12 protein-coding genes are annotated in these 12319 nt (G+C 60.1%); all 12 read right to left on the bottom strand.

The genetic code is table 11. The features are described 5' to 3' along the window. Positions 1-20: 20 nt before the first annotated feature. Positions 21-818 carry an indole-3-glycerol phosphate synthase TrpC gene (gene trpC, locus GSF27_RS13325; protein WP_160969909.1) on the bottom strand — a complete coding sequence of 266 codons (798 nt, stop codon included), beginning with the start codon at positions 816-818 and terminating at the stop codon, positions 21-23. 24 nt (positions 819-842) lie between these two features. Next, a complete protein-coding gene (gene trpD / locus GSF27_RS13320; RefSeq protein ID WP_160969907.1) occupies positions 843-1883 on the bottom strand; it encodes an anthranilate phosphoribosyltransferase in 1041 nt (346 codons plus the stop codon). A 16-nt stretch (positions 1884-1899) separates the two neighbouring features. After that, a complete protein-coding gene (locus tag GSF27_RS13315) occupies positions 1900-2478 on the bottom strand; it encodes an aminodeoxychorismate/anthranilate synthase component II (RefSeq protein WP_160969905.1) in 579 nt (192 codons plus the stop codon). Between the two features lie 13 nt (positions 2479-2491). Then, complete coding sequence (gene trpE, locus GSF27_RS13310; RefSeq protein WP_160969903.1) at positions 2492-3958, bottom strand: anthranilate synthase component I; 1467 nt, start codon at positions 3956-3958, stop codon at positions 2492-2494. A 488-nt stretch (positions 3959-4446) separates the two neighbouring features. Beyond that, entirely contained in the window at positions 4447-4920 is a 474-nt protein-coding gene (locus GSF27_RS13305) for a hypothetical protein (protein WP_160969901.1), read from the bottom strand. Between the two features lie 22 nt (positions 4921-4942). Continuing rightward, positions 4943-5143 carry a hypothetical protein gene (locus GSF27_RS13300; protein ID WP_160969899.1) on the bottom strand — a complete coding sequence of 67 codons (201 nt, stop codon included), beginning with the start codon at positions 5141-5143 and terminating at the stop codon, positions 4943-4945. Next, positions 5136-5990, bottom strand: coding sequence for a hypothetical protein (locus GSF27_RS13295; protein WP_160969897.1), 855 nt, complete (start codon positions 5988-5990; stop codon positions 5136-5138). Before GSF27_RS13295 ends, GSF27_RS13300 begins: the two co-directional genes overlap by 8 nt. Before the next feature lie 69 nt (positions 5991-6059). After that, entirely contained in the window at positions 6060-6929 is an 870-nt protein-coding gene (locus tag GSF27_RS13290) for a hypothetical protein (RefSeq protein ID WP_160969895.1), read from the bottom strand. A gap of 51 nt (positions 6930-6980) precedes the next feature. Further along, on the bottom strand, positions 6981-8648 hold the full coding sequence (locus GSF27_RS13285) for a von Willebrand factor type A domain-containing protein (protein ID WP_370462606.1): 1668 nt from the start codon (positions 8646-8648) through the stop codon (positions 6981-6983). Positions 8649-8746: 98 nt separating this feature from the next. Then, positions 8747-9541 carry a hypothetical protein gene (locus GSF27_RS13280; protein WP_160969893.1) on the bottom strand — a complete coding sequence of 265 codons (795 nt, stop codon included), beginning with the start codon at positions 9539-9541 and terminating at the stop codon, positions 8747-8749. Between the two features lie 54 nt (positions 9542-9595). After that, positions 9596-10402 (bottom strand): formylglycine-generating enzyme family protein, encoded by an 807-nt coding sequence (locus GSF27_RS13275; protein ID WP_160969891.1) that lies wholly within the window; start codon positions 10400-10402, stop codon positions 9596-9598. A gap of 107 nt (positions 10403-10509) precedes the next feature. Then, on the bottom strand, positions 10510-12177 hold the full coding sequence (locus GSF27_RS13270) for a hypothetical protein (RefSeq protein WP_160969889.1): 1668 nt from the start codon (positions 12175-12177) through the stop codon (positions 10510-10512). Between the last annotated feature and the right edge of the window lie 142 nt (positions 12178-12319).

Genomic DNA, 12319 nt, shown 5'->3' with positions numbered 1-12319 from the left:
TACCCGATCGGCCATCGTGATCAGTTAAACATCTCCAGCAACTTCACACCCGGGTCATCACAACGCATAAACGCCTCCCCCACCAGGAAGGTGTTGACGTTGTGGCCGCGCATGGCCATGACATCATCAATGGTGTGAATACCGGACTCGGTCACCACAATACGGCTGTCGTCGATGCGACTCAGCAGCGAAAAGGTGTGCTCGAGACTGGTCTCGAAATTGTGCAGGTTGCGGTTGTTGATACCGATCAGGCGGTTGGGCAGCTTCAGCGCATCCTCCAGTTCGTCGGCGTTATGCACCTCCACCAGCACATCCATCCCCAGTTCATGGGCCAGGCTGTTAAGGTGTTGCAGCTGGTCGAACTCCAGCACCGCTACAATCAGCAGGATGCAATCGGCACCGATGGCACGGGCCTCATACACCTGATAGTCGTCGACAATAAAATCCTTGCGGATCACCGGCAGCGAGGAAGCCGCGCGGGCCTCCTGCAGATAGCAGTCAGCGCCCTGAAAGAAATCCACATCCGTGAGCACCGACAGGCAGGCGGCGCCACCCTTCTCGTAACTGATGGCAATTTCCGAAGGATAAAAATTCTCCCGGATGACGCCCTTGCTCGGCGAGGCCTTTTTAATCTCGGCAATCACTGCCGCCTGACCGGCCTCCAGCTTGCGCTCGATGGAGGCCACAAAGCCCCGCGCCGGCGGCTGCTCAGCGGCCAGTGCTTTAACCTCTTCCAGACTGCGCTGCGCCGAGCGCTCGGCAATCTCTTCGCGCTTGCGCGCAATAATCTTTTCCAGGACCGTGGGGATCTTGTTCATACTGCAACCACTTTAACTATAGGGTTAGCCGTGCTCTTTCTGGCACAGGGTAAAGGCGGCTAATTCGGCAATCTTCTCTTTCGCCAGGCCACTGCCAATGGCGTCCTGCGCCATGGCCACGCCAGCCTTGAGGCTGTCGGCCACACCGCTGACGTAGATAGCGGCACCGGCGTTCAGGGCAATAATATCGGCAGCTTTCTGCGCCCGGGCGTCACTGCGCTTGCCCAGTGCGTCGCGGATCAGCGCCAGCGACTCAGCCGCACTCTCCACCGTCAGTCCCACCAGCGACTGCGATGCCACGCCGAGGTCTTCCGGCAAAATTTTATAGACCTGCACCGCGCCATCTTTCAGTTCCGCGACGGTGGTTTCAGTAGCCAGGCTGATCTCATCCAGGCCATCCTTCGCATGCACCACCAGTACATGCTCGGCACCGAGACGCGCCAGCACTTTGGCCAGCGGCTCGCACAGGTCACCGTTAAACACGCCGATCACCTGCCGCTTGACGCCGGCGGGGTTGGTGAGCGGGCCAAGGATATTAAAGATGGTGCGCATGCCCAGCTCGCGACGCGGGCCGACGGCGTACTTCATGGCACTGTGGTGAGCGGGGGCAAACATAAAGCCGATGCCCAACTCTTCCACACAGCGGGCCACCTGCGGTGGCGTGATATCCAGCTGCACACCGGCCGCTTCCAGCACATCGGCACTGCCGGTGGAACTGGAGACGGAACGGCCACCGTGCTTGGCCACCTTGGCACCAGCGGCAGCGGCGACAAAACAGGCGGCGGTGGAGACATTAAACAGGTTGGCACCGTCACCGCCGGTGCCAACCAGGTCCACCAGATGTTCACCACCGAGATCCACCCTAGACGCCAACTCACGCATCACGGTAGCGGCACCGGTGATCTCATCGATACTTTCGCCCTTCATGCGCAGGCCCACCAGCAGCGCACCAATCTGCGCCTCGGTGGCCTGTCCGGTCATCACCTGACGCATGACTGCACTCATCTCACCCTGGGTCAGGTCCTGACGCTCAACCACTTTGGCCAGTGCTTGTTTGATATCCATCCGCAGAACCCTCCTTTCAGCGCGCCAAAAAATTGCGCAGCAGATCGTGACCGTGCTCGGTGAGAATCGACTCCGGGTGGAACTGTACCCCTTCCACATCCAGGGTCTTGTGGCGCACCCCCATAATCTCATCCACCTGACCATCTTCGGTCTGGGTCCAGGCGGTGATCTCCAGGCACTCCGGCAGGCTCTCTTTCTCAATCACCAGCGAGTGGTAACGGGTGGCCTGATAGGGGTTTTTCAGCCCCTTAAACACCCCCACGTCGGCGTGGTAGATGGGCGACAGCTTGCCATGCATTACCTGGCGGGCGCGCACGATGTTGCCACCAAACGCCTGGCCAATGCTCTGGTGACCGAGACAGATACCCAGCAGCGGGATGCGGCCGGCAAAGGTCCTGATGGTCTCCACCGAGATACCCGCCTCATTGGGCGTGCAGGGGCCGGGGGAGATAACAATCTTCTCCGGCGCCATGGCCTCGATATCGGCAACGGTGATCTCATCGTTGCGCACCACCTTCACGTCGGCGTTCAGTTCCGCCAGGTACTGGACGACGTTGTAAGTGAAGGAGTCGTAGTTATCAATCATCAAAATCACGGGCAGCTCCTCCTTACAACACCATATCCACGGCGCGGAAAATCGCCCGGGCTTTGTTCATGGTCTCTTTCCACTCCAGCGCCGGCACGGAATCCGCCACCACGCCGGCACCCGCCTGTACATAGAGGGTCTGGTCCTTGATCACCGCCGTGCGAATGGCGATGGCGGTGTCCATGTTGCCGTTCCAGGAGAGATAGCCCACCGCGCCGCCATAGATACCGCGCTTCTCGCTTTCCAGCTCGTCGATAATCTCCATGGCGCGAATCTTCGGCGCCCCGGAGAGGGTGCCCGCCGGCAGTGCCGCGCGCAACACATCCATCGCCCTCAAACCACTCTTCAGCTGACCGGTGACATTGGAGGTGATGTGCATGACGTGGGAGTAGCGCTCCACCACCATCTTGTCGGTGAGCTTCACGCTGCCCACCTGCGCCACCCGGCCTACATCGTTGCGGCCCAGATCAATCAGCATCAGGTGCTCGGCGATCTCTTTCGGGTCGCTGACCAGCTCCTGCTCCAGTGCCAGGTCCTCTTCCGCGGTGTGGCCGCGACGCCGGGTACCGGCGATGGGACGCACCGTGACCTCGCCATCTTCCAGACGCGCCAGGATTTCCGGGCTGGAACCCACCACATGGTGATCCCCCAGGTCGAGGAAATACATATAGGGCGACGGATTCAGGCAGCGCAGGGCGCGATAGAGATTGAGGGGCTCGGCGGCAAACGGCAGCGACAGGCGCTGGGAGATCACCACCTGCATGGTGTCGCCGGCCAGCACATACTCCTTAATGGCATCCACCGCCTGATGAAAGTTCTGCTCGCCAAAACTGGAGGTAAAGTTACCCTCCTGGTGCGACTCCGGGTGCAGCTTCATGGGCGCGGTATCCGGGGTGATGGCATGCAGCTGTTGCGCCAGCTGGTCGAGACGGGCCTGGGCCTGCTCGTAGGCTTCCGCGTGCGCCGGATCGGCGTGCACAATCAGCGTCAGGGTGCCCGCCAGATTGTCGAACACCAGCACCTCGTCGGAGACCATCAGCAGGATATCCGGTGTACCAATCACATCCTGCGGTTGCGAGGCTTTCAGTTTCGGCTCCACGTAGCGCACGCAGTCGTAGCCGAAATAGCCCACCAGGCCGCCGTTAAAGCGTGGCAAGCCCTCCACTTCCGGCACCCGGTAGCGGTTCTGGAACTCTTCCACAAAGGTGAGCGGGTCGGCGCAGCGCAGCTCTTCCACCACCTGGCCATCGGTTTCCACAGTGACCAGGTCACCGCAGGCTTTCAACACGGTACGCGCCGGCAGGCCGATCATGGAGAAACGCCCCCATTTTTCGCCGCCCTGCACCGATTCAAACAGATAGGAGTATTGCCCCTGGGCCAGCTTCAGGTAGCTGGAGAGGGGCGTATCGAGGTCAGCCAGCACTTCCCGGTACAACGGGATACGGTTATAGCCCTGATCGGCCAACTGACAAAATAATTCCGGAGACATGGTGAGTCCTTCCTGGCTTTGTGTTTACGAACAAACAAACGACGGGCGCAGAGGCACCCCAACGGCCTGAGCGATGCTCAGCAGAGACTCAGGGACGCCATCGCCCCCGGCAGAAGGAAGAGAAACTTGCCAACACAGAAATACTCATGGGTACGCTGTTGCCTGTTGTATCACCGGAGCCATGGGCAATCCGGCAACCTGACTCACATCCGGTCAGCCACGCCCAAGTGGCGCGATCAGCCGGTCAAAAAACAGGCGCTAGTTTATCCCCTCACAGACGGACTGTACAGGCACAGCGCCAGTCAGCGCCTGTGCAAAGAGAAAAAATCCTGTGACAATGGTCGAGCCCCATGAAAATGTCCGTCAAAGCCCCATAAGACGAGCAAAATTCGAACAAGACCAGGCAGGCGATGAAGCTTTTTCACCACCACTGACTGCCGGAGGCCGACAGTCAGGCACCCGCTGTACCCACTACTGCACAACTGGCGCTACCCCTCCCCGGCGCACCGGTACTGCGGCTCCGTCTCATCCTCGGCCAGCTGCCCCTGCCACACCTGCTGCAACTGTGATCCATCCCAGTAGAAATAGACACTCTGCATACGCGCCGGCGCACGGGCACCCGGATTGACGATCAGCAGGTTACTGTCGGCCCGGTGACAGAGCCCGTAGGACGCCGACCAGTCCTCGTTCATAAACACCCGGCCATTGGTGACGTCCACAATGGCAAACTGCTGGCAGCCACTGCCGCAGCCCCAGTACTGCACACTGTAGTGACCGGCGAAGTTGGCTGGCCGCCCCTCCAGCGCCTGCAGGCGACTGCGGAATGTGGGCGCCTGCGGATGGCTCTGCAGATCCACCTGTTGCAGGGTTGCCCCGGAAACGGCAGCCGGATACTGCTCAAAGGCGGGCATGGCTGGCTGGCCGGCATCGGCGCCGACTGCCAGCAGACACAGCAGTGCCACTATCGATGCGTGTTTAATAGTCTTATCTCCTCGGTGGTTGAATATGGATCCGCAGCTCTTCGCCGCTGTGCCGGTCCCGCGCCAGATACCATGCGCCGTTGCCATCACGGCCCAGCAGCTGCAGGATCTCGTAACGCAGGGCGTAGCGTTGACCCGGCTGCAGTTGCAGGTCCCCATCCTGCTGCGCTGTCACCGCAACCGTGCGCAGCGACTCGCTATTCATGAGGACCTCGCTGCTCCTCCATACGCTGCTGCAGCCAGCTGCGCATGGGCTCCCGGGGCTGAACAGTGCCATCACTGGCCGCCTCGCATTCGTACACCCGATGCAGAAATCCCAACAGCCGATCGCTGCCAAAGTCTTCCGGGGCAGCCCCGTCCAGTAAAATGGTGAAGCGACTGGAAGGATCATTGGCCAGAGCATATTCCAGCCGGTAGTGAGGTACCCCTTGTGCCCCATCCCGCGCCTCAGCGGTGAAGGCCAGCTGATCGCCACGCTGCGACACCCTGTCGCGATCGTCCTGCAATCGCCCGTCAGCATCGTAGGCCACCGCCAGCAGGCGATCATTCTCTGCGAGATAGGATCGCTCGCAGCTGACAAAACCCGGTTCCGACAGCGCCAGCCAGTCGTAGATCATCTCCCGCTGACCCACCCGCCGCTGGCGGTAAAACTCCAGGCCCACGCGCTGCAGGGGAAGCAGGCGGAACTCCGCCTGCCTTCGGGCAGAAGGCCGCTCCATCTGCATAAAGTACTCACCATCGCGATAGATCAGCTCGAACTCCGTGTCATCGTTCTTGCGGGCCATAGCGCGAAAGCGGTAACCATCATCCATCGACTCCATCCAGGTCGCGCCATCACTGCCTGCGCCCAGACGGTGTTTCAGATCGAACAACTCCACCCGTTTCATATCGTCCGGTGTGAGCTGTTGAGGATCGACGCCGGTGTAGACCAGCAGGTAGGCGTCATAGCGATCCAGTTCCGGCACACTCGCCGCCCCGGCCAATCCGCCCAGCATCAATCCCGTCACAGTGCCGATCACTGCCGACCACCGTGACCGCTTTGACTTTGCCATATCACACTCCTTACACCCTTGCTGCGGGTTACCACCCTCCCACTACCACAGAGGACCGCACCGAAAAGTTTACTGTTTTTCCTGTTGTGCCTGCAGTCGTTGCTGCAGCCAATTGCCCAGCGGCTCAGGCGGCTGGAAATTGCCATCCGCATCCGCTTTGCATTCATAAATCCGGTCGAGAGAAGCGTGCAGGCTCTCATCACCGTGATTGGCCGGCGTGGCGCCGTCCAGCCACATGGCAAAACGGATCCGCTGGTTGCCCACCAGTGCATACTCCATCGAGTACAGCGTCGGCAACCCTCGCTCCGGTTGCGGGGTGAAGACCAGTACATCGCCCTGATCACTGTCGGCCAGCACCCCCAGGGTTCTGCGCTTGCCGGTAAGATCCGAGCGCACCGTCACGGCCTTGTCCCCCGCCGGAGCATAACTGAGGCTGCAGTGGACAAATCCAGCGTCCATCTTGCCGCGCCGGCTGTAAAACATATCCCGCTGCAGCAAGCGCTGCCCGTGGTAATAAGTGAGGTCGACCCGCTTCAAGGGGTACAGCCGGTACTCCACGCTCTTGCCCGAGCTGAGCTGTTCAATACGCCCCCGGTAGCTGCCGTCCCGATAGAGCAAGGTCAGCTCTGCGTCAGTGTTTTGGTCGCCGGAGAGGCGATAGCGGATACCATCGCCAACCGAGTGCAACCAGACCGAGCTACTGGCGCCGGCCGCCAGACCGTACTTCAGGTCCAGCAGCTGCATCTGACCCAGCTCGTCCGGTGTCATCTGTGCCGGGGTCGCCTCGCCCATCACCATCAGATAGGCCTCATGGCGATCAAGCGCCGCCTGTGACGGATCGACCGCCACGGTCGCCTGTACCAACCCTGCCAGCAGTATTGAAGCCAAACCCGCGAGGACAATCTGCCACTGCCATGTGCGTCGCCCTACCCTGTTCATGTCATTCCCTCCTGCCAACCAGAGCTGGCAATGCCCCGCCGGCGACCGCACTTACAGTTTGCGATTCTGGCTCGCCTGCCGCAGCATCTGGATAAAGCCCGCCCGGTAACCGAACTCATCGTCACCTTTACTCTGTTGCGCCAGAGTAATGGCATCTTCCAGTGTCCAGTTGCCGCTGTACTTGCCGCCACGCAGTATCTCCGCTGCACCAGCCACGGCAACGGCAAAATCCACATCCTGTTGCGTTGTTACCGACAGCGCCGTGCTATTACCCGCAGCCACCGGCACTTCCAGCAACTGCGACTGTTTCTCCCCCGGCCGCTTGTAGCGCAGTTTGACAAAGGCGCATTCATCGCCGTGACTGGCCGTTGCTACGTTGGCGCCGGCTGCGGCTTCATAGCGACCGGGCTCAATCCGCGGCGCGGTACCCGCCGGGGTGAATTCGTAGATGGCGGTTACCGTGTGACCGGCACCGATCTCGCCGGCATCCACCGCATCGTTGTTGAAATCCTCCCGCTCCAGGGCGCGGGTCTCGTAGCCAATCAGGCGGTACTCCTGCACCGTGGCCGGGTTGAATTCCACCTGGATCTTCACATCCTCGGCGATGGTAAACAGCGAGGCGCTGGCCTCGGTCACCAGTACCTTGCGGGCCTCGCTGAGGGTGTCGATGTAGGCCGCCACGCCGTTGCCGTTCTGCGCCAGGGTCTGCATCAGCTGATCGTTGTAGTTGCCCTGCCCCACTCCCAGCACCGACAGATAGATTCCCTGCTCACGCTGGCGGCTGATCATTGCCTTGAGCGAGGCGTCGTCACTCACACCCAGGTTAAAGTCTCCATCGGTGGCGAGGATCACGCGGTTCACGGCGGTCTTGTCGAAGTGCTCCCGGGCCAACTGGTAGGCCAGTTCAATGCCCTCGGCTCCAGCCGTGCCTCCGCCAGCCTGCAGGCTGTCCAGCGCCTGCAGAATGCGGGTCTTCTCACGCACCTCTGTGGGTGGCAGCACCACTCCGGAAGCGCCGGCGTAGACCACCAGCGCGACCCGGTCATCCGGATTCATTTCCGTCAGCATCATGCGCAGGGCCCGGGTCACCAGCGGCAGTTTGTCCGGCGCCGTCATACTGCCGGAGACGTCCACCAGAAACACCAGGTTGGCTTTCGGTCGCTGCTCCGGTGTGATCTCATAACCCTTGATGCCGATGTGCAGCAACTTACTGCCCTCGTGCCAGGGGGAGTCGGTTACCGTCACCTGGGTATTGAAAGGCACACCGGCATTTTCCGGCACCGGGTAGGTGTAGTCGAAGTAGTTGAGCCACTCCTCCACACGCACCATATCGGGTTTGGGCAGGCGCCCGTAATTAATCCAGCGACGGGAAGCCGAATAGGAGGCGGTATCCACATCAATGGAGAAAGTGGAGACCGGCGCATCCACCACCCGCTGCAGGGGATTCTGCAGCAGCGGCGCAAAACGATCCCGCTCCTCAGCCTGTGGCCCCGGGTAAAAAGGAGATGGACCAGGCGGCACCACAGCCGCCACCATCTTTCTCTGCGGCTCGGCCGCGGCACGTTCACGCAGTGCCAGTTCCCGGTCCCGCATAGCAATCGCCTGGGCACGGGCCTCCTCCTCGGGAGCGGAGTCCGATACGCTGCAGGCGCCGAGCGCCAGCGTCAGAACCGCCAGCCCCAATCTCAGGGACGGACGGTTAAAAAACAGGGAAGACACAGGGCACCTCCTGGGTGATGTTGTGGGTTCCCTGGCTTAGACGGACAGACCCGGCACTTACTGCACCGCCGGCGCCAAAAAATGTGGCCCACTTACTGTCAGGGGCAATCCTGCATCTGCATGGAGACGACAGTTAACGTCTCGCCCTGCCCATCCAGATAGATGAACTCATAGACAAACTCGTCCCTGTAGAACGCCCGGGTTTCGGGTTGGGTTTCAACCATACTGCAAATGCCATTGACGACATTGGCACTCACCTCCATACCCAACTGCTCCAGGTCAAAATCTGCCGCACGGGTTCCTAACAGGGTGTAGTAATGTCCGATCGTGCGGCCATCGCGACTCACGCGATCCGCCCGTACCCCGTCCCCCATCTCTTTGGGCAAATCTTTATTACCCAGGGCAATCTCCTCATCCATCTGCTCCAACAGCGGATCTTTGGCCGCCGGCGCCTGTTCCCTGGCCATGTCATACATCATGCGATTGAACTCGGCTTGCTGCTCCGCATCACGACGCTGTTTTTGGGCAAAGGCCATAAACAGGATGACCGCCAACAGCAACACCCCAAGGGTGATCAGAAGGACCTTGCCCCGGGTTTGCACCTGCGGCCCGGGTTGCAGCTCGGTCGTGGTATCCGGCTCTTCTACAGCTAAAGGCTCTCTTTCGGCTGAAGGCTCTACTACGACTGACGACGGATCAGGCGCAAGCAGTATCGCTTCCGCCTGCTGCAACCGCTGCAAAAAAGTGTCGAAGACCCCCGCCAGAGCTTCGCTGGCAGAGCTGGCTTTTTTAGCCTCGACCTCCGCTTGTTTGGTCTCCAGCGCCGAGGCGATCTGCGCGGGCGTTGCACCTTCCTGTAGCCCGAGGAGTTCGAGAGCCTCTTGTCTGTTCATGGTTCCCCCAATAAAAATCCAATGTGCAGAGCATTCGCAGCCGCTGCAGCCGTGCTAAAAATCCCGCACCAGACGGAAACCGTGTAACGGGATACGCAGGTCGACGGGAGCGCTGTGGCGGTCGGCTGCACGCAGGCTGTCCGCCAGATCATGCCAGGATCCACCCCGCTGTACCCGCCGCTCACACTCCCCATCCCCAATCCAGGCTGTGCCATCGTGCGGCGCTTCCACGTAAGAATCGTGCCAACAGTCCTGCACCCACTCGCGCAAATTGCCGTGCATGTCATACAGCCCCCAGGCGTTGGGGGCGAAGGATTTTACCGGCACTGTTTTGGGATCGTAGATGCACTCGCCCTTGAAGTTGTCATAGCGGGCCTGCGCGCAACTGATGCGGTTGCCCCAGCTGTATTCCGTGGAGCTTCCGGCCCGGGCGGCGTACTCCCACTCCGCTTCGCTGGGCAGGCGGAAGCGCTGCCCGGTCTTGATGTTCAACCAATCGATATAGAGCTGAACATCATTCCAGCTGACGTTGGTCACCGGTTGCCGGCCGCGCCCCCAGCCCATGTCTTCAGCATCCGGGCACACGCCGTCATCAATACAGGGCTGGTACTGGTTCCAGGTGACTTCGTGCTCCTGCATAAAGAAGCTTTGCAAGGTCACCTGATGCAGTGGCCGCTCTGAATCCAGTCCATCACTGGAACCCATCTGAAAACTGCCGCCGGTAATTTTCACCAGCGTGCCGATGTAGTCGTTGGCCGGAACCGTCTCTCCGGACTCATGCCGCTTTTGCAGATTGGCGGCAAGGGCCGGATTGGCGAGCAGCGTTAACAGCGCAGTCCCTGCAACCGTTCGGGACAGCATCGATAGCAGTGCCCTTGCTGTAGTCACCTTTATACCGGTCCGCACACTACGCTCCATCAACAAGGCCGACGGTTTGCTCCAGCAGTCTCGCAGCACCCGCCAGACGGTTAATCATTCTGCCAGCTACCATCGACGAAACGCCCCCTGTAGCGCTCACCAGATGCGCTGTAATAGATACCGGCACCGGGAGCATCATTTTTGTAGTCACCCACAAAGCGGTCGCCGCTTTGATAATGGTAAGTGCCCTTGCCGGATTTGTTACCACTCGCCCACGCCCCCTCGTAGTGATCGCCATCGGCGAAGTAGTAACTGCCTTGCCCGTGCCTGAGCCCACCGCTGAACGCGCCGATGTACTTATCTCCGGAGCTGTAGACGTACGTACCGCTGCCGTTGTAACAGTTACCCGACTTACAATTTGCCGACGGGGTATATTTGGTCATGGGGATTCTTGCGGTGGACGCCGGCTCACCGATGTTGCGCAAGGTGACCGTGCCATTCCAGTCTTGATAACCATCGGCCCGCACCAGAATCTTGTACTCGCCTGGCTCCAGCAGTATGCCCGGCTCGTATTTGGGCTTGATATTGAGGATATAAATAGTGGCATTGGGCACCGTATCTATGGTCAGCGCGATCTTGCCACCCTGCTTTTCCAGCAGGCCCTGCTTGTCGCTCTTCGCCAGTTTGGTGTCCCACCAGCTGCGGAAAGGCTCAACCAGGTGATAGCTGCCATCCACGGCCTGCCGGCAACCGGCTGTCAATTGCAGCTGCCCCATATCGCCCGCCTCACTCAGGTCTGCAGACAACGTATCAAGGTACAGCCTGAAGCCGGAACTGGTGTCGAACACGTACTCCAGGCCATACAGGGAGTCTTCACCCTCCTCATTCGGGATAAAGGCTACGGTGTCCCCATCCTGAACCATTTTGCCGTCCACATTGCGGCTGCCATCCGCCTCATACCAGAGTGAAATGACTTCTCCCTTGTCCAGCTCATAGGAAATTTCACAGGGGTAAGAGCTGGCGTCGAGTACCAGCTCCTCGACCAGGAAACTCTCGCGCTGGCCTATCAGGTGATCCTTGTAATAATCGATATCGACCCGACTCATCGGGTACATTGGCCACTCATAGACAGTTTCCGTTTTGCCCGCCTCGACCCGGACGAAGTAACTGCCGTCTTGATAGTGCAGCTCGATCTTGGTATCGATTGAATCGCCAGTCAAAAACTGGTTGTACTTCTCCCCCGGAACCAGTGCTCCGGTGCCGGTCGCAGAAGCCATGATCAGCAGCTCAGTATCCACAAGGACGACCTGATCCATTGTGTCCGGGGCAATTCCTTCCGGCGTTAAATCCGGCTCCCGCATCACCGCATAGACCTGGTGGCGACTCACCATCAGCCGTTCCAGAAACAGGCCCGTCATCACTGCTGCAACCAGCAACAGCGCCAACGCCCCGCCGACCCACCACCACTTGCGCTCGACGACAGGTTGCTGGTGCACCGCGGCACCGGCGCCGGTTGCTTGCTGCCCTTGCGGTGCCGGTTGCCATGCCTCAGGTTCAACTGCCTCTGGCGCTACTGCCATGCAGTCTTCGGCAAGTACACGTTCGGCCAGCTCCAAACGCTGCAGGAAAGTGTCAAATACGGCCGCCAGGGCGTCAGAGGAGGCACCGGCCTTTTTAGCAGCGATCTCAGCTTTTTTAGCTGCCACGGCAGCCGTAATATCCGCTGCAGTTGCCCCCTCTCGCAGACCGAGAATTTCGAGTGCTTGTTGTTTGTTCATCTGTCCCCCGGGACAAAGTGACGCAGTGCCATGAAGGCTCACGTCACAAGATCAATACTGCTGTCAGCCTGTGGTTTCCCGGACCGCTGACGGGTTGCCATCAATCACCTGACGGCGCACCCGCGATTCAAAAGCAATCCGC

This window comes from Pseudomaricurvus sp. HS19 (genome assembly GCF_009857815.1).
Lineage (GTDB): Bacteria > Pseudomonadota > Gammaproteobacteria > Pseudomonadales > Cellvibrionaceae > Pseudomaricurvus.
Note: the sequence above shows the minus strand (reverse complement) of the source record. Positions and strands in the feature narration are given on the sequence as shown.

Excerpts from the sequence above, each read along its gene's own strand:
- trpC (WP_160969909.1), bottom strand. The coding sequence starts at position 818 with ATGAACAAGATCCCCACGGTCCTGGAAAAGATTATTGCGCGCAAGCGC.
- trpD (WP_160969907.1), bottom strand. The coding sequence starts at position 1,883 with ATGGATATCAAACAAGCACTGGCCAAAGTGGTTGAGCGTCAGGACCTG.
- trpE (WP_160969903.1), bottom strand. The coding sequence starts at position 3,958 with ATGTCTCCGGAATTATTTTGTCAGTTGGCCGATCAGGGCTATAACCGT.
- GSF27_RS13300 (WP_160969899.1), bottom strand. The coding sequence starts at position 5,143 with ATGAATAGCGAGTCGCTGCGCACGGTTGCGGTGACAGCGCAGCAGGAT.
- GSF27_RS13295 (WP_160969897.1), bottom strand. The coding sequence starts at position 5,990 with ATGGCAAAGTCAAAGCGGTCACGGTGGTCGGCAGTGATCGGCACTGTG.
- GSF27_RS13290 (WP_160969895.1), bottom strand. The coding sequence starts at position 6,929 with ATGAACAGGGTAGGGCGACGCACATGGCAGTGGCAGATTGTCCTCGCG.
- GSF27_RS13280 (WP_160969893.1), bottom strand. The coding sequence starts at position 9,541 with ATGAACAGACAAGAGGCTCTCGAACTCCTCGGGCTACAGGAAGGTGCA.
- GSF27_RS13275 (WP_160969891.1), bottom strand. The coding sequence starts at position 10,402 with ATGCTGTCCCGAACGGTTGCAGGGACTGCGCTGTTAACGCTGCTCGCC.
- GSF27_RS13270 (WP_160969889.1), bottom strand. The coding sequence starts at position 12,177 with ATGAACAAACAACAAGCACTCGAAATTCTCGGTCTGCGAGAGGGGGCA.